Origin of the sequence: Ottowia sp. SB7-C50, assembly GCF_033110285.1 — a bacterium.
In the GTDB taxonomy this organism is placed as follows: Bacteria; Pseudomonadota; Gammaproteobacteria; order Burkholderiales; family Burkholderiaceae_C; genus Ottowia.
Genome location: NZ_CP136995.1, coordinates 2,974,594 through 2,993,162, shown reverse-complemented (window position 1 = coordinate 2,993,162; position 18,569 = coordinate 2,974,594). Strand labels below are relative to the sequence as shown.

Genomic DNA, 18,569 nt, shown 5'->3' with positions numbered 1-18,569 from the left:
CCGCCCCTAGCGCGGTTTTTCAATCCAACTGTCCGCCAGCGCTTGCCAGGCAAGCGCGGACAGCTATTGATTCAGGAGTAATCGAATGACTCAGCGCGTCCTTGTTCTCGGTGGCTCCGGTTTCGTGGGCCGTTACGTGGTCGAGCAATTGCAGCGCCAGGGCGCCGAGGTGACGGTGCCCACCCGGCGCCTGGCCGCGGCGCGCCACATGTGGAGCCAGCCGCGCGTGCACGTCACCGTGGCCGACGTGCTGGACGCGCCCACGCTGGCGCGACTGGTGCAGGAACACGACGCGGTGGTCAACCTGGTGGCCATCCTGCACGGCAGCAAGCGGCAGTTCGAGCGCGTGCACGTGGAGCTGCCGCGGCGCATCGCCGACGCCTGCGCGCAGGCCGGCGGCCGGCGCGTGGTGCACATCAGCGCCCTGGGCGCGGCGGCCGACGGGCCGTCGATGTACCAGCGCAGCAAGGCGCGCGGCGAAGCCGTGCTGGGCCAGGCCGCGCAGGTCGGCTCGCTGAAGCTGACGGTGCTGCGGCCCAGCGTCATCTTTGGCGCCGAAGACCGCTTTCTCAACCTGTTCGCCGGGCTGCAGCGGGTGTTTCCGCTCATGCCGCTGGCCGGCGCGGGCGCGCGCTTTCAGCCCGTGTGGGTGCGCGACGTGGCGCGCGCCGTGGTCACCTGTTTGCAGGACGACAGCACCATCGGTCAGGCGTACGAATGCTGCGGACCGGAAACCTGGACGCTGCGCGAGCTGGTCAAGTCCGCCGGCCAATGGTCGGGCGTGGCAGGTGGGCGGGGCCGGGCCGTCATCGGCCTGCCGAGCGCGCTGGGCCGCCTGCAGGCGCTGGCGCTGGAGCTGCTGCCCGGCGCGCCGCTGATGAGCCGCGACAACCTCGACTCGATGAAGGTCGACAACGTGTGCAGCGGCCAGGCGCCCGACCTGGCGGCGCTGGGCATCGCCGCCGCGCCGCTGTCGCTGGTCGGACCGCAGTACCTGGGCCGGGAAGGGCCTCAGGCGCGGCTGGACCACTACCGGCGATCGGCCGGCCGCTGACGGGCGTCGTCCGCGCCCGCGCGGAGGGGTGTTCGGCTGACAGACGCCCGCCTGCCGCGGTGGCACGCTGTCCGCATGACCGATTCCCTCTGGACCACACTGGCCGGCACCGTGGCGGCCGAGTTTTCCGACGTGCCCGACCTGGCCGAGGCGCTGCGCATCCTGCTGCGGCTGGCGCTGGCGCTGGGTCTGGGGCTTCTGCTGGGCTACGAGCGCGAAAGCCAGGGCAAGTCGGCCGGCGTGCGCACGCACATGCTGGTGGCCATGGGCTCGGCGCTGTTCGTGCTGCTGCCTAGCCAGATGGGCATGGAAGTCGCCGACCTGAGCCGCGTAGTGCAGGGGCTGATGGCGGGCGTCGGCTTTCTGTGCGCCGGCACCATCCTGAAGCAGAGCGTGGGCGCGGGCGAAGAGCACGTGCAGGGCCTGACCACCGCCGCCGGCCTGTGGCTGACGGCCGCCATCGGCCTGGCGTGCGGGCTGGGCCGTGAAGTCACGGCCATCATGAGCACGCTGCTGGCGCTGGCCGTGTTCGCGCTCATCCCGCGGCTGGTCCACCCCGGCGGCCAGGCGCCGTCGGGCGAGGCTGCGCGCGACCGCGGCGACTGATTCGCGCCGGCGCATCAATCGCGCGCACAACGGTCATCAATCGTTGCCCGGGCGCGCGCTAGCATGGCAGCCCGCAGACGGAGGAACCCATGCTCAAGCTCTACATCGGCAACAAGAACTACTCGTCCTGGTCCATGCGCCCCTGGGTGCTGATGACGCAGGCCGGCATCCCGTTCGAAGAGGTGATGGTGCGCTTCGACTCGTTCGATGCCGGCTCAGCGTTCAAGACCGCGCTGGCGGGCGTGTCGCCCACCGGCAAGGTGCCGGTGCTGGTGGACGGCGACCTGGTGGTGTGGGACACGCTGGCCATCGCCGAATACCTGGCCGAGCAGTATCCCGAGCTGCACCTGTGGCCGCGCGAGGCGCCCACCCGCGCCCGCGCCCGCAGCGTGTGCGCCGAGATGCACAGCGGCTTCGGCGCGCTGCGCAGCGCCTGCCCGATGAACATCGAGGCCAGCCTGCCCGACGTCGGCGCGCTGGCGCTGCGCGACAAGCCCGCGCTGCGCGCCGACCTGGCGCGGCTGGTCGCGCTGTGGCAGCAGTTGCTGGGCGAGTTCGGCGGGCCGCTGCTGTTCGGGCGCGTTTCGGTGGCCGACGCCTTCTTCGCGCCCGTGGTTATGCGCCTGCGCACCTACGCGCTGCCGGTACCGGCCGACGTGCGCGCCTACATGGACCAGGTCTGCGCCCTGCCGGGCGTCAAGGCGTGGATGGACGGCGCGCTGGCCGAGCGCGATTTCCTCGACTTCGAGGAACCGTATCGGCTGTCCGCCGCGCGCTGACGCGCCTGCCGGCGGCGCGCGCTGAAAGCCGGCCGCGCAACGGCGGCGTGCGCGCCCGCGCCGCTTGGGTTACACTGCCTTCCAGCTTGTAGCCGTTTGCTTGCCTGCGCTACAACGAAGTTTGACGAAGCGTGCGGTGGTTTTCACACCGCCCACTTGCACCACCCGCCTCGACTGCAGGCCTCTTTGGTGGTCACGCTTTTCCCCTGGCAAGTCACTTCCCGTCGGGCTCTGGTGTTCCCGCGACGGCTTCCAACCCCTTTTTCCATGCCTTCGCCTTCGGGTCATTGACGGCATGGTGGCTACGGGCCACACCGGCCCGCGATTTCAGTTTCAGTGAATTTCATGTCCCATTCCAACGCCGAGGCCCTGGCCTGCGGCAAGTTCCACCTCACCCCCTTGAGCCGTTCGGCGCAAGACGGGGCCTTCACCGCGGGCCTTTCGATCCGGCGCGGCCGCGGCATGCAGACGCACGACCGCGTCTACACCTTCGTGCGCCGTTTCACCTGCCGTGACAGCGCGCTGCGCTACGCCGCCGCGCAAGCCCGGGCCTGGGTGGCCAACCCGCTGGCCTTCGGCTGATGCCTGTCACCCCCATTCAAGGAGATCCATGGCCAAGGAAGAACTGATCGAGATGCGCGGCACCGTCGACGAGATGCTGCCCGACTCACGCTACCGCATCACGCTCGACAACGGGCACCAGCTGGTGGCCTACACCGGCGGCAAGATGCGCAAGCACAAGATCCGCATCCTGGCCGGTGACAAGGTCACGCTTGAAATGTCGCCCTACGACCTGACCAAGGGCCGCATCACCTTCCGCCACCTCGAGGTTCGCCGGCCGCACGTGCCGATGCGCCGCCGGCCGGCGTAAGCGTTGCCGCGCGTCCACCCTTTCCAACCCCATTTCCCCGCGTGATCGCCGATCGGCGATGCGCTTCACCTGAAAGACAACACCATGAACAACAAACTCTACGTCGGCAATCTTGCCTACTCGGTCCGTGACGAAGACCTGCAACAGGAATTTTCGGCCTTTGGCGCCGTGCAGTCCGCCAAGGTCATGATGGACCGCGACAGCGGCCGCTCCAAGGGCTTCGGCTTTGTCGAGATGGGCAGCGCGGCCGAGGCCGAGGCGGCCATCCAGGGCCTGAACGGCCGCAACTTCGGCGGTCGCGACCTGACCGTGAACATCGCCCGCCCGATGGAAGCCCGCCCCGACCGCGGCGGCGCTGGCCGTGGCTACGGCGGTGGCGGTGGCGGTGGCGGCGGCTACGGTGGTGGTGGTGGCGGTCGTCGCTACTGATCCGCGCGGCACCTACTGCAAGCGAAAGCCGGTTCTTCGGAACCGGCTTTTTGCGTTGTGGGCGCCGATTAGCGGGCCGCGGTGCGCTGCGCGCCGTGGCGGCGCACCATCTCGCGCACCAGGGCCGAAAACTGCTGCGCCGTCTCGTGCTGCACGGCAGCGGGGCCGACCAGCGGGGGCAGGCCCAGGGTGGGCTCCATCTCGGCGTGGTAGGTCAGGCGCGTGCCGCCGTTGCTGTCGGGCTCCAGCGTCATCAGGCTGGCCATTTGCCGCAGCGTGCTGCCGCTGACTTGCTTGGCGCGGATGCTGCGCTGCGGCGTCAGCGCCATTTCGCGCACCGATTCGAATTCGCTGCTGAACGGGCCGAAGCGCGCCACGCCCTTCTGGCGCACCAGCAGGCGCTGGGCGCTGCGCTCCAGCACTTCGCTGCTTTTCAGCTGGCTCTGGTAGCGCGGCATGTGCTCGAAGTCGGTCAGCACGTCCCATGCGACGGCGGGCGGGACCGGCGCGAGCATCACGGTGTCAATGCTGAAGGCGTTGCCATGGCGCTCCACACGCACGTCCTGGCTGGCGACGGGCTCGTTGCGTGGCGGCGTGCCATAGGTTTCGGCGTTCGCCAGGCCGCACACTGAGGCCAGCAGCAGGGTCGCCATCCGCCATTGCAGCCGGTGGCGGCGCAGAAGGGGGGGTCGATTCGGGCTTCACAGGTCGCCACTATGCCGCGTCGGCGCGCGGGGCCGCATCAGCCGAAGGGCGGACAGCGTGTCGGCCACCGTCGTACGTGCCGGCGCCGACACCGCGCCGATACACTGCACCGCATGCAGATCTACATGGTTGGCGGCGCGGTGCGCGACCGCTTGCTGGGCTTGCCCGTGCAGGACCACGACTGGGTGGTGGTGGGCGCCACGCCCGAAGACATGGTGGCGCACGGCTACCTGCCGGTGGGCAAGGACTTTCCGGTTTTCTTGCACCCGGACACGCGCGAGGAATACGCGCTGGCGCGCACCGAACGCAAGAGCGGGCGCGGCTACAAGGGCTTCACCGTCTTCGCCAGCCCCGACGTGCGCATCGAGGAAGACCTGGCGCGACGCGATTTAACTATCAATTCGATAGCTGCCCCCGCAGACTGGACCAGCGCAAGCGGCCAAAATGGCCTGGATGTTGCGCTGATCGACCCGTTTGGCGGCCAGCGCGACCTGCAGGCGCGCGTGCTGCGCCACGTGACCGATGCCTTCCGCGAAGACCCGGTGCGCATCCTGCGGCTGGCGCGCTTTGCGGCGCGCTTTCATGACTTCGCCGTCGCGCCCGAAACCATGGCGCTGCTGCGCGACATGGTGGCCGATGGCGAGGCCGACCACCTGGTGCCCGAACGCGTGTGGCAGGAGCTGTCGCGCGGGCTGATGGAATCGCACCCGGCGCGCATGTTCGACGTGCTGCGCGAATGCGGCGCGCTGCGCGTGGTGCTGCCCGAGCTGGACCGCCTGTGGGGCGTGCCGCAGCGGCCCGAATACCACCCCGAGGTCGACACCGGCGTGCACGTGATGATGGTGCTGCAGCAGGCCGCGAAATTGAACGCACCGCTGGCCGTGCGCTGGGCCTGCCTGATGCACGACTTGGGCAAGGGCACCACGCCGGCCGACGTGCTGCCGCGCCACATCGGCCACGAGCAGCGCAGCGCCCGCCTGCTGCGCGCCGTGGCCGACCGCCTGCGCGTGCCCACCGAATGCACCGAACTGGCCGACGTGGTGGCGCGCGAACACGGCAACATCCACCGCAGCGGCGAACTGAACGCCGCCGCGCTGGTGCGCCTGCTGGAGCGCTGCGACGCCTTTCGCAAGCCGGCGCGCTTTGCCGACGTGCTGCTGGCCTGCGAGTGCGACGCGCGCGGCCGGCTGGGCATGGAACACGATGCCTACCCGCAGCGCCCGCGCCTGCTGGCGGTGCTGGCCGCCGCGCAGGGCGTGGACACCGCCACCGTGGCCGAGGCGGCCATGGCGCGCGGCGCGCGCGGCGCGTCCGTCGGCCAGGCCGTGGCGCAGGCGCGTGCGCAGGCCGTGCAGGCCGGCATGGACGGCGCGGCCGCCGCTGCCTGAGCGCGCCCCGCGTCGCCGCTATTGACTTGATAGCTGCCTGCGCTTTTGCGACGGGCGCCAGCGCCTGAAACGTCGACGAATCGCGCGCGGGTCCGCCGGCGCCCATAATGGTCGCATGGCCCGCCCCATTTCTGCCGCCCACGAACTGCGCCGCGACGAGATCCTCGACGTCGCGGCGGCCTGCTTTGCGCGGCAGAGCTACCCGGCCACCAGCATGAACGACATCGCCGCCGCCTGCGGCACGTCGAAGGCGCGCCTGTACCACTACTATGAGAGCAAGGAAGCGATCCTATTCGACCTGCTGGACCGCTACACGCAGAAGCTGCTGGTGATCACAGCGCAGGTGCAGGCCACGGCGCAGCGCAAGGCGCTGGACGATCGCGCCACGCTGCACGAGCTGATCCGCGCCTTTCTGCGCGAATACGAAACCTCGGCCACGCGGCACGCGGCGCTGCTGGGCAGCACGCAGTTTTTGGGCGATCAGCAGCGCGAAGTCATCCTCGACCGCCAGCGCGACGTGGTGTCGGCCGTCACACGCTTTCTGCGCCGCGCCTACCCGGACCGGCTGAGCCCGCGCAACCAGACCGCCATCACCATGACGCTGTTCGGCATGATCAACTGGACCTTCACCTGGCTGCGGCCGGGCGGGCCGCTGTCGTACACGGCCTTCGCCGAGGAAGTGGTCGCGCTGCTGGACCAGGGCCTGGGCGGCAGCGCGCAGCCGGCGCCACTATGACGGCCGGCATGGGCCGCTGTGGTAGAAGCTGAGCGCCCATGACCTCGTCCACCCAAGCCGTACCTCCCGCCGCCTGCGCCGACTGCCGGCTGCGCCAGCTGGACTGCTTTTTGCCCGTGAGCGCCGACGAGCTGGCCTTCATCCAGTCGTGCCGGCAGACCACGCAGGCCGTGCGCGCGGGCGCCGCCATCGTGTCCGAACACCGCGCGCCGCAGCGCATCTACACGCTGTATGCCGGCTGGGCGTTTCGCTACAAGACGCTGGCCGACGGGCGGCGGCAGATCCTCAACTTTCTGCTGCCGGGCGACCTGGTCGGGCTGCAGGGCGAATTCACCGACGAGGCCACGCACGGCGTCGAGGCGCTGACCGACACGCAGCTGTGCGTGTTCGGCCAGGACCAGCTGTGGCGCATCTTCCAGCAGCAGCCGCGGCTGGGCTACAACGTGACCTGGCTGTGCGCCAGCGAAGAACGGCTGGTGGACGAAAACCTGGTCACCGTGGGCCGGCGCGCAGCGGCCGAGCGCATCGCCATGCTGCTGATCAACCTGTGGCGGCGCGCCGAACGGGTGTCGCTGGTCGATGAGGACGGCGGGGTCGAGTTTCCGCTGACGCAGCAGCACATCGCCGACGCGCTGGGGCTGTCGCTGGTGCACACCAACAAGACGCTGCGCAAGCTCGAACGCCTGGGCCTGCACGCGCTCGACAGCGGGCGGCTGCGGCTGATCGATGTCGCGGCGCTGGAGCGCATGGCCGACTACTACGCGCGCCCGCTTCGCCAGGTGCCGTTGATCTGACCGCTGAGCCGGGTCAAACAAGCCGCACGGACGCAGGCGTACACTTTGCAACATGGTCAAACGTTGGGTTGCGTTTCTGGTGCTGTGCCTGCTGGCGCGCGGCTGGGCGCTGGCGCATTTCGTTGACCTGCCGCAGCCGGTGCAGACCATCGCCTGCGAAGACGCCGCCGCGCACGGCGGCACACATGCGGGGCATCTGCAGGACGACGGCGCATCGTCCGCTGGCGATTCATCCGTTTCGCCCGACTGCCGCATTGCCTGCGACCTGGGCCACGCGCCCGCGCTGCCGGGCCTCTGGCTGCCCATGAAAGCCCCGGCGCTGCCCACGGCATGCCCCATGGGGCGGCGGCCGCTGCAGGGCGTGGGGCCCTGGCCGCCTGAACTGCCGCCACCCGCGCGCGGCTGAAGCCTTTCTTTTTTTGCCTGCTTGTGCAGCGGCGCCGTCGCGCCGTGCGCAGCGAGTCCGTTCCCATTTTCCGGAGTTCATTCATGTCGATGACGCATTACATGGAGTTGCTGGCCACCAACCAGCCCTGGCACCTGATCCTGTTCATGGCGGTGCCGGTCATCCTGGCCGAAACCGTGGCCATCACCGAGCTGTTCATCCTGCTGCACCGCCTGCGCGCGGGGCCGCTGGTGGCCATCAACCGCACCGCCAGCATTGCCGGCGGCATCTACTTCACGGGCGTGTTCGTGTACCTGATCTTCAACGCCGTGCTGCCCATCACGCGCGCGGGCGAATGGCGCGGGCCAGCCGACGTGATCGCCGTCGGCGCCTACCTGCTGGGCATCGTGCCGCTGCTGGGGCTGGCGCTGATCGACCTGGGCGTCATCGGCCGCGGCTGGACGCACGAGCGGCGCCTGGCGCGGCATGCGCTGATGGTGGCGCTGTTCCTGGTGGTGGCGCACATCGCCATGATCTTCGGCATGCTCGACCCGGCCGTGCTGCAGGGCGGCGCGGCCGCTGCCGACGCCATGGGGCACGGCATGGGACACGCGCACTGACGAGCGCCGGTTCCCGTGGCGCCGCGCGGGCGACGCCGATAATCGCGCTCATTCGAGCAAGCATGGAGCTGAGAAAAGCATGAGCGCGATCGACGTCGTCGTCATGGCCGCGGGCAAGGGCACGCGCATGAAAAGCCAGCGGCCCAAGGTGCTGCACCGCCTGGCGGGCCGCCCGCTGCTGGCGCACGTGCTGGACAGCGCGGCCGCGCTGCAGGCCCGCTCGGCGGTGGTGGTGACCGGTCACGGCGCTATCGAAGTTGAAGCATTCTGCGCAGACTGGGCAAGCGCACAAGCCACAAAAGGCTTGCAAATCGCGCTACGCACCGTGCGCCAGGAGCCGCAACTGGGCACCGGCCACGCCGTGCAGCAGGCCGCGCCCGCGCTGCCGGACGACGGCGTCACCCTGGTGCTGAACGGCGACGTGCCGCTGGTGCGGCCCGGCACGCTGCGCCGCCTGCTGTCGCTGGCGGGCGAGCACAGCATCGCCCTTCTGACGGTGGACACGGGCGAGGACGCCGGCGCCTACGGCCGCATCGTGCGCGGCGCGGCTGAAGGCAACGGCGACATCCCCGTGCGCGCCATCGTCGAGGCCAAGGACGCCAGCGCCGACCAGCGCGCCATCACCGAGTGGTACAGCGGCGTCATCGCTGCGCCCACGCGCCTGCTGAAAAAATACCTGGCGCTGCTGACCGACGACAACGCGCAGAAGGAGTTCTACCTGACCGACGTCGTCAAGCACGCGGTGGCCGACGGCACGCCGGTGCTGGCGCTGCAGATCGACGACGACGTGGAAGTGGCGGGCGTCAACAGCCCGGTGCAACTGGCCGAGCTGGAACGCGCGCTGCAGCAGCGCCACGCCCTGCGCCTGATGGAGGCCGGCGTGCGCCTGGTCGACCCGGCGCGCTTTGACCTGCGCGGCACGCTGCAATGCGGGCAGGACGTGGAAATTGACGTCGGCTGCATCTTTGAAGGCGACGTCACGCTGGCCGACGGCGTGCGCATCGGCGCGCACTGCGTCATCGCCAACGCCACGCTGGCGGCGGGGGCGGTGATCCATCCCTTTACCCACATCGACGGCGGCCAGGACGGGGTGACGGTGGGCGCGGGCGCGCTGGTCGGCCCGTTTGCGCGGCTGCGCCCGGGGGCGCAGCTGGGGCCTGACGTGCACATCGGCAACTTCGTCGAAGTGAAGAATTCCACCCTGGCCGCGGGCGCCAAGGCCAACCACCTGGCCTACCTGGGCGACGCCACGGTGGGCGAGCGCGTGAACTACGGCGCCGGCAGCATCACCGCCAACTACGACGGCGCCAACAAGCACCGCACCGTGATCGAGGCCGACGTGCACGTGGGCAGCAACTGCGTGCTGGTGGCGCCGCTGACCCTGGGCGCCGGCGGCACGGTGGGCGGCGGATCGACTATCACCAAGAGCACGCCGCCCGGCGCTTTAAGCGTGGCGCGCGGCAAGCAGATCAGCGTGGCCGACTGGCAGCGGCCGGTGAAGCAGAAGAAGTGACCCGGGCCGCCACGGGCGGTCTGGACAGACCCCGCGGCGGTGACTTGCCCGGGCGTGGTCGCCGTCAGCCGGCGCTGCCTGACCGCAGCCAGTCGCCGATGTGGCCCGCCACCCGCGCCGGTTGCTCATGCACCACCCAGTGCGTGGCACGCTCGATGCGCCGCAGCGTCATCTGCGGCACCCAGCGCTCCAGCCCGTCCAGCAGCGAGGGCAGCAGCGCCTTGTCCTGCATGGCCCACAGCACCAGCGTGGGGACGCGCACGGTGAAGGCGTCGGCCGGCAGGTCGACCCCGGCGGCCGCGGCATCGCCCTCGCGCGGCGGGCGCAGCGGCGAGGCGCGGTAGTAGTTCAGCCCGCCGGTCAGCCCGGCGCCGGGGCGCGTGCCGTCGCCCGTCCACACCGCACGGTACTGGGCGCGCAGCGCGTCGTTCATCCAGCCGGCGCCGTCGGGCAGGGTGGGCGCGATGTCGCCACCGGGGCGCACGGCCTCGCTGGCCAAGCCTTGCGCCGCGTCTTGCATGGCGGCCGCGCCGCTGGCGCCCATCAGGTCGAAGAAGGGCCACAGGCGGACGAAGTCGCGCTCGGCCAGCAGTGCCTCGGCGTCGGGGCGGATCAGGAAGTTCATGTACGCGCTGGCAGCCTGCTGCACGGGGCTGCCGCGCAGCTCGCGCGCAAAGGTCTGCGGGTGCGGCGAATTGATGATGACCAGGCGCTGCATCAGGTCGGGCCGCGCGGCGCCCAGGTTCCAGGCCAGCGCGCCGCCCCAGTCGTGCGCCACCAGCGCGGCCAGCTGGCCCGTCGGGCCGCATTCGGCGGCGATCAGCGCCACGATGTCCTGCGCCAGCGCCTTGGCGTGGTAGGCGCCCACGTCGGTGGGGCTGCTGGAGCGTTCGTAGCCGCGCAGGTTGGGCGCCACGCAGCGGTAGCCGCCGTTTTCGGGCTGGGCAAAGTGCGCCAGAAGCTCGTCCCACGCGAAGGCGGCTTCGGGAAAGCCGTGCAGGAACATCAGCACCGGCCGCCCGCGCTCGCCCGCCGAGCGGCAGCTCAGCGTCACGCCGTGGGGCAGCTCGGCCATCCAGGTGTCGATCATGGTTGCTCCTGTATCTATAGCTGCCTGCGCTGGTGTGGCCAGCGCAACAGCGGTTTTTCATTCATGGGCGCGGTGCGTTGCATGCTATCGTAGGCGGCGCGCCGGCGGCCGCACAAGGGCGGCCCGTCCCGTGGGCGACGGCGCCGGTGGTCGATGACGACAGTAAAACGAGGACACTGACATGAGCATTCGTGTGGTTCGCCTGGGAACGCCTCGCCATGCGGACGAAGGCCTGCGCGTCGGCACCGTGCGGCGCCCGCCGCGCGGCGTGCCCAAGGCGCGCTTTGCCAGCGACGACTGGTACGACGTGTGGTACCCCAACCTGTCGCCCACGCCGGACCTGATGAAGTTTGCGCTGTCGACCCACGACGACCCGGACAGCGCCGAGTCGCGCAAGAACTGGGGCACCTTCACGCGCCTGTTTCGCCGCGAAATGGCCGCGCCCGACGCGGCGCGCACGCTCGATCTTCTGGCGGCGCTGTCGCACCGGACGAACCTGTCGGTCGGCTGCTACTGCGAGGACGAGGCGCGCTGCCACCGCTCGGTGCTGCGCGAATTGCTGGCGGAGCGGGGCGCTGACTTGCGCTAGTACGCTATCGAAAAAATAGCTGCCTGCGCAGTTGGGGCAAGCGCTGCGGCGTGGTTTTATTCGTCATCCGGCGCCGGCGCGGCGTCATCCACCACGTCGCGCAGCCACAGCGCGGCGTCTTCCACGCCCTGGCGCTTGAGCGCCGAAAACAGCATCACCGTGCCGCCGCCGGCCTGCAGGCGCGTGATCTGCAGCGCCTTGTTCTGCTCCGTGCGGTTCAGCTTGTCGGCCTTGGTCAGCAGGATGAGGAAGGGCAGACCCTGCTCGACGCGCGGGCGGATGACTTCGAGCAGCAGCTCGTCCAGTTCCTTCAGGCCGTGGCGCGGATCGGCCAGCATCACGATGCCGGCCAGGTTAGGGCGGCTGACGAGGTAGTTGGCCATCACGCGCTGCCAGCGCTGCTTGTCGGCCAGCGGCACGGCGGCGTAGCCGTAGCCGGGCAGGTCGGCCAGCACGGCGTCGGTGCTGCCCTGTCGGCCCAGCGCGAACAGGTTGATGTGCTGCGTGCGCCCCGGCTTCTTGGAGGCGTAGGCCAGTTGCGTCTGCTGCGTCAGCGTGTTGATGGCGGTCGACTTGCCGGCGTTGGAGCGGCCGACGAAGGCGATTTCCGGCAGGTCGAGCTGGGGCAGCTGGTGCAGCTGCGCCGCGGTGGTCAGAAAGCGGGCCGTGTGCAGCCAGCCGAGCGCCTGGCGCGCGGCGTCAGCGCCGTCGGCGGCGGGGGATGGGGCAGGGCGGGAGGGGCGATCGTTCATGCTGGGCGTGGCGTGCACGCCGTGGCAGGCGGGCGGGGGTGAGGGGGCATTGTAGAATCGCAAGGATTCGCGCTCCGAGACACTCTTTTCAGAAGAACACCATGCGTGCCATGAAGTCGCTTGCCGTCCTCCTCGCCACCAGCCTGCTGGCTGCCACCGCCTCGGCCGCCGATGCTCCCGCCGCGCCCAAGGTCGATCTGGCCAAGGGCAGCGCCAGCTACGCCGCCGTGTGCGTCGCCTGCCACGCGGCCGACGGCAACTCCACCGTGCCGCTGCAGCCCAAGCTGGCCGGCCAGCACCCGGAATACACCTTCAAGCAGCTGGCCGAATTCAAGAGCGGCACCCGCAAGGACCCGGTCATGCAGGGCTTTGCCGCCGCGCTGAGCGAAGACGACGCGCGCAACGTCGCGTACTGGCTGGCGTCGCAAAAGGCCAAGTCCGGCTTCGCCAAGGAAAAAGACCTGGTGATGATGGGCGAGCGCATCTTCCGCGGCGGCATTGCCGACCGCCGCATTCCCGCCTGCGCCGGCTGCCACAGCCCCAACGGCGCCGGCATTCCGGCCCAGTACCCTCGCCTGGCCGGCCAGCACGCCGACTACACCGTCAAGCAGATGGTGGCCTTCCGCGACGGCACGCGCACCAACAACGCCGTGATGCAGGGCGTGGCCGCCAAGATGAACGACCGCGAGATCAAGGCGGTGTCCGACTACATTGCCGGCCTGCGCTGAGCGCCCGGTTCGCGCCTGCCCCTGGCGAGCCGTGACCTCGAAGGGGGCGCGGCTTTTGTCTTTCATGGGCTCGCATGTGATCCAGGTCAAGAAATTCACTGCGGTGGATGAAACTGTGGCGCGGCGCAAGGCTCCAACTCCCGCTGGCCGCGCGCGGCGGCACAGCCGACCCTCTCATCGCGCATGACCACCGACACCCACAGCACCCACGGCCTCGAGCCCCGGCGCGGCTCCGAGGCCTGGCGTTCGGCGGTCGAATTGCTGTCGTCGATGCGCTTTGCCATCGCGCTGCTCACCGTCATCTGCATCGCCTCGGTGATCGGCACCGTCATCAAGCAGCACGAGCCGGGCGTCAACTACGTCAACCAGTTCGGGCCGTTCTGGGCCGAGCTGTTCCTGGCGCTCAAGCTCAACGCGGTCTACAGCGCGTGGTGGTTCCTGCTGATCCTGGCTTTTCTGGTGACCAGCACGTCGCTGTGCATTGCGCGCAACACGCCCAAGTTTCTGGCCGATATCCGCAACTACAAGGAAAACATCCGCCACCAGAGCCTGCAGGCCTTTCACCACAAGGCCGAAGGCGCCCTGGCCGCCGCGCCCGCCGACGAAGCGCGACGCATCGGCCAGATGCTGGCCGGCGGCGGCTGGAAGGTGCGCCTGCAGGAGCGTGACACGCCGGGCGGCAAGGGCTGGATGGTGGCCGCCAAGGCGGGCGCCGCCAACAAGATCGGCTACATCGCCGCGCACAGCGCCATCGTGCTGATCTGCCTGGGCGGGCTGTTCGATGGCGACCTGTTCGTTCGTGCGCTGACGTGGGTGGGCGGCAAGTCGGTGTACACCGGCGGCGGCCTGGTGTCCGACGTCAAGCCCGAACACCGCCTGCCGCCCACCAACCCGGCCTTCCGCGGCAACCTGCTGGTGGGTGAAGGCACGGCGTCGAGCACTGCCATCCTCAGCCAGTCGGACGGCATTCTGCTGCAGGAACTGCCGTTTGCCGTGGAGCTGAAGAAGTTCATCGTCGAGTACTACTCGACCGGCATGCCCAAGCTGTTCGCCAGCGACATCGTGATCCACGACAAGACCACCGGCAAGACCACGCCGGCGCGCGTCGAAGTGAACCACCCGGTCAGCTATGACGGCGTGCAGATCTACCAGAGCAGCTTTGACGACGGCGGCTCCAGTGTGAAGCTGCGCGCCGTGCCCATGAACGGCGGCATGCAGCCGTTCACGGTCGAAGGCACCATCGGCGGCCGCTCCGAGATCACCAACGGCAGCGACAAGATGACGCTGGAATACACGGCGCTGCGCGTGATCAACGTCGAGAACCTGGGCGACGACGCGCGCGGCGCCGGCTCGGGCGCCGACGTGCGCAAGGTCGACCTGGGCCACGCGCTGACGCAGCGCCTGGGCGCGGCCGACAAGACCGTGACGCAGCGCCAGCTGCGCAACGTGGGCCCCAGCATCACCTACAAGCTGCGCGACCCCGCTGGCCAGGCGCGCGAATACCACAACTACATGCTGCCGGTGGACACGGGCGACGGCTCGCCCGCCTTCCTGCTGGGCGTGCGTGCCTCGCCGGCCGAAAACTTCCGCTACCTGCGCATTCCGGCCGACGACGACGGCAGCATCGACGGCTTTGTGCATCTGCGCGCGGCGCTGCTCGATCCGGCGCAGCGCGAGCGCGCCGTGCGGCGCTATGTGGCGAAGGCCGTCGATGCCAACCGCCCGGAACTGGCCGATTCGCTGGCCGCATCGGCCGCGCGTGCGCTGGCCCTGTTTGCCGGCGCCGAGCCGGTGGCGGACAAGAAGGCCGTGGGTGGCCTGCAGGCCATCTCCGACTTCATGGAGTCGGCGGTGCCCGAAGCCGAGCGCGAGCGCGCCGCCGACGTGCTGCTGCGCATCCTCAACGGCAGCCTGCTGGAGCTGAACGCGCTGGCGCGCGAAGGGCAGGGCAGAAAGCCGTTGCCCGAGAACGAATCCACCCAGCGCTTCATGACGCAGGCGGTGCTGGCGCTGTCGGACGCGCCGCTGTACCCGGCGCCGGTGGCGTTCGAGCTGCAGGACTTCAAGCAGGTGCAGGCCAGCGTGTTCCAGGTGGCGCGAGCCCCGGGCAAGAATGTGGTCTATCTGGGCTGCCTGTTGCTGATTCTGGGCGTCTTTGCCATGCTGTACATCCGCGAGCGACGCCTGTGGGTGTGGCTGGCGCCGCAGGGCGACGGCGCGCACGCCACGATGGCGCTGTCCAGCAACCGCAAGACGCTGGACGCCGACCGCGAATTCGAGCAACTGCAGCGCAAGCTGCTCAACTCCTCCTGAAGGAGCCTCCGGCCATGAACACCAACGTTGCCACGGCGTCCAACGCCACCCTGACGCTGAACGAAGGCTATTTCTCCCGCCGCACCTGGGCCGACTGGCTGTTTGCGCTGCTGGCGGTGGTGGGCGCGGTGGTCGCCTTCCAGCGCTACCACGGTGCGATGGACGTGTACGAAAAGGCCATCCTGGCCGGCACCGTGCCGGTGGTCATCTGGCTGGGCTGGTTCTGGCGGCCGCTGCGCGACCTGATGCTGGTGGTGGCGGGCCTGTCGCTGCTGGCGATCTGGCTGTACGACGGCGGCAACCTGCGGCGCGCCGACTCGGTGTTTCTGCTCAAGTACTTCCTGTCCAGCCAGTCCGCCATCCTGTGGATGAGCATGCTGTTCTTCATGAGCACCGTGTTCTACTGGGGCGGCATGTTCATCCGCGGCCAGCAGGACACGCTGGAAGGCCTGGGCAGCCGCATCGCCTGGGTGGCCGTGACGCTGGCGCTGGTCGGCACCATGGTGCGCTGGTACGAAGGCCACCAGATCGGGCCCGACATCGGCCACATCCCGGTCAGCAACCTGTACGAGGTGTTCGTGCTGTTCTGCTGGATGACGGCGCTGTTCTACCTGTACTACGAGGCGCAGTACAAGACGCGCGCCATGGGCGCCTTCGTGATGCTGGTGGTGAGCGCCGCGGTGGGCTTTCTGCTGTGGTACACGCTGGTGCGCGAGGCGCACGAGATCCAGCCGCTGGTGCCGGCGCTGAAAAGCTGGTGGATGAAGCTGCACGTGCCGGCCAACTTCATTGGGTATGGCACCTTTGCGCTGGCGGCCATGCTGGGCTTTGCCTACCTCGTCAAGCAGCAGGCCACCGAAACGCGCTGGTACAAGCTGACGCCGATCTGGCTCTTTGGCATCGCGCTGTGCTTCGTGCCGCTGGCCTTTCGTCAGCGCAGCCCGGCTGAGGCGGGCGGCAGCTACTGGCTGGGCTACGCGCTCATCGCGGCGCTGATCATCGGCGGCATCCTGCTGGGCCGCAAGCGCATCGCCGAGCGGCTGCCCAGCTTCGAGGTGCTGGACGACGTCATGTACAAGTCCATCGCCGTCGGGTTTGCTTTCTTTACCATAGCAACGGTGCTGGGCGCGCTTTGGGCTGCCGAGGCATGGGGCGGTTACTGGAGCTGGGACCCGAAGGAAACCTGGGCCCTGATCGTGTGGCTGAACTACGCCGCCTGGCTGCACATGCGGCTGATGAAAGGGCTGCGCGGCACCGTGGCGTCGTGGTGGGCGATGGCCGGCCTGGCGGTCACCACCTTCGCCTTCATCGGCGTCAACATGTTCCTGTCGGGCCTGCACAGCTACGGCAGCCTGTGATCCGCCGCGGGTAGGGCGGGCATTCATGCCCGCCATCGACACACGGCCCATTGCGCGCACGTTCCTTTGCGCGGGCATGAATGCCCGGCCGACGCAGCCGACACCGCGCACGGCCCATTTTTCAGGAGCGCATCCATGCTGATCCGCATTCGACGCGACGGTTTCGACGAGCCTTCGGGCAGCGACATCACCCCGCGCGCCGCCTATCTGCAGCGCCGCGCGTGGCTGAAGGCGCTGGCGGGCGGCGCAGCGGGCACCGCGCTGGCCGGCTGGGCGGCTCGCGACGCACTGGCGCAGTCGCGGCCCGGCAAGCTGGCGCCGCTGGCCGCGGGCAAGTCCACCGTCGCCGGCGCGATGACGATGGAAAAGACCACCGACTACGCCGACGTGACCAGCTACAACAACTTCTACGAATTCGGCACCGGCAAGGGCGATCCGGCGCGGCGTGCGCACGCCATGAAGACCCAGCCGTGGAGCGTCGACGTCGAAGGGCTGGTGCACAAGCCGGGCCGCATCGGGCTGGACGACCTGCTCAAGCTCGGCGCGATGGAAGAGCGGATTTACCGCCTGCGCTGCGTCGAGGGCTGGTCGATGGTGATTCCGTGGATCGGCTATTCGCTGTCGGCGCTGATCCAGCGCGTGCAGCCGCAGGGCAACGCCCGCTATGTCGAATTCGTCACCCGCATGGACGAGCAGGCCATGCCGGGCCTGCGCACGCCCGGCTTCGACTGGCCGTACACCGAAGCGCTGCGGCTGGACGAGGCCATGCACCCGCTCACGCTGCTGGCCTTTGGCATGTACGGCGAGGTGCTGCCCCACCAGAACGGCGCGCCGCTGCGGCTGGTGGTGCCGTGGAAGTACGGTTTCAAGAGCATCAAGAGCGTCGTGAAGCTGCGCTTCGTGGAGCAGCAGCCGCGCACGCTGTGGCAGAAGATCGGCGCCGACGAGTACGGCTTTTATTCCAACGTCAACCCGGACGTCGACCACCCGCGCTGGAGCCAGGCCACCGAGCGCCGCATCGGCGAAGACGGGCTGTTCAGCCGCAAGCGCAAGACGCTGATGTTCAACGGTTACGAGGCGCAGGTGGGGCAGTTGTATGCCGGCATGGACTTGCGAAAGCATTTCTGACGCGCAGCCGGGCTGCGCAGAATGCTATGAATAAAATAGCTGTCTGCGCTGGCGTATCAAGCGCTGGCGCCACAAATGTGCTTGATCCAACTTCATGAGCGCGTCGTCGATCCTGCTGCATCCGGCGGCCAAGCCGCTGGTCTTCGCGCTGTGCCTGCTGCCTGTGGCCTGGCTGGCTTGGGGCGCGGCGGCGGGTGGGTTGGGTGCCAATCCGGCCGAGGCGCTGATTCGCGGCCTGGGCGACTGGACCTTGCGCCTGCTGTGCCTGACGCTGGCGGTGACGCCGCTGCGCGTGCGCGCCCGCCTGCCGGCGCTGGCGCGCTACCGGCGCATGCTGGGGCTGTTCACGTTCTTCTACGCCTGTCTGCACCTGCTGTCGTATGGCTGGCTCGACATGGGGCTCCAGGTCGCCGACATCGGGCACGACATCCTCAAGCGACCGTTCATCCTGGTCGGCTTTGTGGGCTGGCTGCTGCTGGTGCCGCTGGCGGCGACGTCGTTCAACCGCGCGGTGCGGGCGTTGGGTGCCCGCCAGTGGCTGGCGCTGCACCGGCTGGTCTACGCGATCGCCCCGCTGGCGCTGCTGCACTTCTTCTGGATGCGGGCCGGCAAGAACGACTTTGCCGAGGTGGCGGTGTATGGCATCGTCATCGGGGCGCTGCTGCTCGAGCGCCTGCAGCGACACTTTCAGGCCAAATCACGCGCCAGCGCTTGATGGGAAAGCGGTGAGT

General features: G+C 69.3%; 21 protein-coding genes. 18 read left to right on the top strand and 3 right to left on the bottom strand.

Annotation, left to right across the window (positions count from 1 at the left end; all coding sequences use genetic code 11):
- Positions 1 to 85: 85 nt before the first annotated feature.
- The 6 genes from R0D99_RS14335 (at position 86) to R0D99_RS14310 (ending at position 3,739) form a co-directional block, all read left to right on the top strand.
- Positions 86 to 1,054 (top strand): complex I NDUFA9 subunit family protein, encoded by a 969-nt coding sequence (locus tag R0D99_RS14335; protein WP_317748838.1) that lies wholly within the window; start codon positions 86 to 88, stop codon positions 1,052 to 1,054.
- A gap of 75 nt (positions 1,055 to 1,129) precedes the next feature.
- The gene (locus R0D99_RS14330; protein ID WP_317748837.1) at positions 1,130 to 1,660 is read left to right on the top strand and encodes an MgtC/SapB family protein; all 531 of its coding nucleotides are present in this window, start codon (positions 1,130 to 1,132) and stop codon (positions 1,658 to 1,660) included.
- Positions 1,661 to 1,749: 89 nt separating this feature from the next.
- On the top strand, positions 1,750 to 2,439 hold the full coding sequence (locus R0D99_RS14325; RefSeq protein WP_317748836.1) for a glutathione S-transferase family protein: 690 nt from the start codon (positions 1,750 to 1,752) through the stop codon (positions 2,437 to 2,439).
- Positions 2,440 to 2,784: 345 nt separating this feature from the next.
- Positions 2,785 to 3,021, top strand: coding sequence for a hypothetical protein (locus R0D99_RS14320; RefSeq protein ID WP_317748835.1), 237 nt, complete (start codon positions 2,785 to 2,787; stop codon positions 3,019 to 3,021).
- 28 nt (positions 3,022 to 3,049) lie between these two features.
- Positions 3,050 to 3,310, top strand: coding sequence for a translation initiation factor IF-1 (gene infA, locus R0D99_RS14315; protein WP_317748834.1), 261 nt, complete (start codon positions 3,050 to 3,052; stop codon positions 3,308 to 3,310).
- Positions 3,311 to 3,394: 84 nt separating this feature from the next.
- Positions 3,395 to 3,739, top strand: coding sequence for an RNA-binding protein (locus R0D99_RS14310; protein WP_317748833.1), 345 nt, complete (start codon positions 3,395 to 3,397; stop codon positions 3,737 to 3,739).
- A gap of 68 nt (positions 3,740 to 3,807) precedes the next feature.
- Here the strand turns inward: R0D99_RS14310 and R0D99_RS14305 are convergent, their stop codons facing one another.
- Entirely contained in the window at positions 3,808 to 4,392 is a 585-nt protein-coding gene (locus R0D99_RS14305; protein ID WP_317748832.1) for an SRPBCC family protein, read from the bottom strand.
- Between the two features lie 165 nt (positions 4,393 to 4,557).
- Between R0D99_RS14305 and R0D99_RS14300 the strand changes: the two genes are divergently transcribed.
- The 6 genes from R0D99_RS14300 (at position 4,558) to glmU (ending at position 9,880) form a co-directional block, all read left to right on the top strand.
- Complete coding sequence (locus tag R0D99_RS14300) at positions 4,558 to 5,832, top strand: multifunctional CCA addition/repair protein (protein ID WP_317748831.1); 1,275 nt, start codon at positions 4,558 to 4,560, stop codon at positions 5,830 to 5,832.
- A 115-nt stretch (positions 5,833 to 5,947) separates the two neighbouring features.
- A complete protein-coding gene (locus R0D99_RS14295) occupies positions 5,948 to 6,568 on the top strand; it encodes a TetR/AcrR family transcriptional regulator (RefSeq protein WP_317748830.1) in 621 nt (206 codons plus the stop codon).
- Positions 6,569 to 6,606: 38 nt separating this feature from the next.
- Entirely contained in the window at positions 6,607 to 7,362 is a 756-nt protein-coding gene (locus tag R0D99_RS14290) for a Crp/Fnr family transcriptional regulator (RefSeq protein WP_317748829.1), read from the top strand.
- A 52-nt stretch (positions 7,363 to 7,414) separates the two neighbouring features.
- On the top strand, positions 7,415 to 7,768 hold the full coding sequence (locus R0D99_RS14285) for a hypothetical protein (protein ID WP_317748828.1): 354 nt from the start codon (positions 7,415 to 7,417) through the stop codon (positions 7,766 to 7,768).
- A gap of 83 nt (positions 7,769 to 7,851) precedes the next feature.
- On the top strand, positions 7,852 to 8,367 hold the full coding sequence (locus tag R0D99_RS14280) for a DUF6803 family protein (protein WP_317748827.1): 516 nt from the start codon (positions 7,852 to 7,854) through the stop codon (positions 8,365 to 8,367).
- A 79-nt stretch (positions 8,368 to 8,446) separates the two neighbouring features.
- The gene (gene glmU / locus R0D99_RS14275) at positions 8,447 to 9,880 is read left to right on the top strand and encodes a bifunctional UDP-N-acetylglucosamine diphosphorylase/glucosamine-1-phosphate N-acetyltransferase GlmU (RefSeq protein ID WP_317748826.1); all 1,434 of its coding nucleotides are present in this window, start codon (positions 8,447 to 8,449) and stop codon (positions 9,878 to 9,880) included.
- A gap of 64 nt (positions 9,881 to 9,944) precedes the next feature.
- Here the strand turns inward: glmU and R0D99_RS14270 are convergent, their stop codons facing one another.
- Positions 9,945 to 10,970 carry an alpha/beta fold hydrolase gene (locus tag R0D99_RS14270; RefSeq protein ID WP_317748825.1) on the bottom strand — a complete coding sequence of 342 codons (1,026 nt, stop codon included), beginning with the start codon at positions 10,968 to 10,970 and terminating at the stop codon, positions 9,945 to 9,947.
- Positions 10,971 to 11,151: 181 nt separating this feature from the next.
- On the opposite strand from R0D99_RS14270, the gene R0D99_RS14265 reads away from it, so the two are divergent.
- Complete coding sequence (locus tag R0D99_RS14265; RefSeq protein ID WP_317748824.1) at positions 11,152 to 11,559, top strand: DUF488 domain-containing protein; 408 nt, start codon at positions 11,152 to 11,154, stop codon at positions 11,557 to 11,559.
- Positions 11,560 to 11,615: 56 nt separating this feature from the next.
- Here R0D99_RS14265 and yihA read toward each other — a convergent pair whose 3' ends face one another.
- Positions 11,616 to 12,311: a ribosome biogenesis GTP-binding protein YihA/YsxC gene (gene yihA, locus R0D99_RS14260; protein ID WP_317748823.1), complete on the bottom strand. Its 696-nt coding sequence runs from the start codon at positions 12,309 to 12,311 to the stop codon at positions 11,616 to 11,618.
- A gap of 110 nt (positions 12,312 to 12,421) precedes the next feature.
- Between yihA and R0D99_RS14255 the strand changes: the two genes are divergently transcribed.
- The 5 genes from R0D99_RS14255 to R0D99_RS14235 all read left to right on the top strand — a co-directional run bounded on the left by R0D99_RS14255 (position 12,422) and on the right by R0D99_RS14235 (position 18,553).
- Entirely contained in the window at positions 12,422 to 13,039 is a 618-nt protein-coding gene (locus tag R0D99_RS14255) for a c-type cytochrome (protein WP_317751120.1), read from the top strand.
- Between the two features lie 183 nt (positions 13,040 to 13,222).
- Positions 13,223 to 15,352, top strand: a complete 2,130-nt coding sequence (locus R0D99_RS14250) for a cytochrome c biogenesis protein ResB (protein ID WP_317748821.1) — start codon at positions 13,223 to 13,225, stop codon at positions 15,350 to 15,352.
- Positions 15,353 to 15,366: 14 nt separating this feature from the next.
- Positions 15,367 to 16,710 (top strand): c-type cytochrome biogenesis protein CcsB, encoded by a 1,344-nt coding sequence (gene ccsB / locus R0D99_RS14245; protein ID WP_317748820.1) that lies wholly within the window; start codon positions 15,367 to 15,369, stop codon positions 16,708 to 16,710.
- A gap of 135 nt (positions 16,711 to 16,845) precedes the next feature.
- Positions 16,846 to 17,838: a protein-methionine-sulfoxide reductase catalytic subunit MsrP gene (gene msrP / locus R0D99_RS14240; RefSeq protein ID WP_317748819.1), complete on the top strand. Its 993-nt coding sequence runs from the start codon at positions 16,846 to 16,848 to the stop codon at positions 17,836 to 17,838.
- Between the two features lie 94 nt (positions 17,839 to 17,932).
- A complete protein-coding gene (locus tag R0D99_RS14235; protein ID WP_317748818.1) occupies positions 17,933 to 18,553 on the top strand; it encodes a protein-methionine-sulfoxide reductase heme-binding subunit MsrQ in 621 nt (206 codons plus the stop codon).
- Positions 18,554 to 18,569: the final 16 nt, after the last annotated feature.

Coding starts and splice junctions, on each gene's coding strand:
- R0D99_RS14335 (WP_317748838.1), top strand. CDS start 86: ATGACTCAGCGCGTCCTTGTTCTCGGTGGCTCCGGTTTCGTGGGCCGT.
- R0D99_RS14330 (WP_317748837.1), top strand. CDS start 1,130: ATGACCGATTCCCTCTGGACCACACTGGCCGGCACCGTGGCGGCCGAG.
- R0D99_RS14325 (WP_317748836.1), top strand. CDS start 1,750: ATGCTCAAGCTCTACATCGGCAACAAGAACTACTCGTCCTGGTCCATG.
- R0D99_RS14320 (WP_317748835.1), top strand. CDS start 2,785: ATGTCCCATTCCAACGCCGAGGCCCTGGCCTGCGGCAAGTTCCACCTC.
- infA (WP_317748834.1), top strand. CDS start 3,050: ATGGCCAAGGAAGAACTGATCGAGATGCGCGGCACCGTCGACGAGATG.
- R0D99_RS14310 (WP_317748833.1), top strand. CDS start 3,395: ATGAACAACAAACTCTACGTCGGCAATCTTGCCTACTCGGTCCGTGAC.
- R0D99_RS14305 (WP_317748832.1), bottom strand. CDS start 4,392: ATGGCGACCCTGCTGCTGGCCTCAGTGTGCGGCCTGGCGAACGCCGAA.
- R0D99_RS14300 (WP_317748831.1), top strand. CDS start 4,558: ATGCAGATCTACATGGTTGGCGGCGCGGTGCGCGACCGCTTGCTGGGC.
- R0D99_RS14295 (WP_317748830.1), top strand. CDS start 5,948: ATGGCCCGCCCCATTTCTGCCGCCCACGAACTGCGCCGCGACGAGATC.
- R0D99_RS14290 (WP_317748829.1), top strand. CDS start 6,607: ATGACCTCGTCCACCCAAGCCGTACCTCCCGCCGCCTGCGCCGACTGC.
- R0D99_RS14285 (WP_317748828.1), top strand. CDS start 7,415: ATGGTCAAACGTTGGGTTGCGTTTCTGGTGCTGTGCCTGCTGGCGCGC.
- R0D99_RS14280 (WP_317748827.1), top strand. CDS start 7,852: ATGTCGATGACGCATTACATGGAGTTGCTGGCCACCAACCAGCCCTGG.
- glmU (WP_317748826.1), top strand. CDS start 8,447: ATGAGCGCGATCGACGTCGTCGTCATGGCCGCGGGCAAGGGCACGCGC.
- R0D99_RS14270 (WP_317748825.1), bottom strand. CDS start 10,970: ATGATCGACACCTGGATGGCCGAGCTGCCCCACGGCGTGACGCTGAGC.
- R0D99_RS14265 (WP_317748824.1), top strand. CDS start 11,152: ATGAGCATTCGTGTGGTTCGCCTGGGAACGCCTCGCCATGCGGACGAA.
- yihA (WP_317748823.1), bottom strand. CDS start 12,311: ATGAACGATCGCCCCTCCCGCCCTGCCCCATCCCCCGCCGCCGACGGC.
- R0D99_RS14255 (WP_317751120.1), top strand. CDS start 12,422: ATGAAGTCGCTTGCCGTCCTCCTCGCCACCAGCCTGCTGGCTGCCACC.
- R0D99_RS14250 (WP_317748821.1), top strand. CDS start 13,223: ATGACCACCGACACCCACAGCACCCACGGCCTCGAGCCCCGGCGCGGC.
- ccsB (WP_317748820.1), top strand. CDS start 15,367: ATGAACACCAACGTTGCCACGGCGTCCAACGCCACCCTGACGCTGAAC.
- msrP (WP_317748819.1), top strand. CDS start 16,846: ATGCTGATCCGCATTCGACGCGACGGTTTCGACGAGCCTTCGGGCAGC.
- R0D99_RS14235 (WP_317748818.1), top strand. CDS start 17,933: ATGAGCGCGTCGTCGATCCTGCTGCATCCGGCGGCCAAGCCGCTGGTC.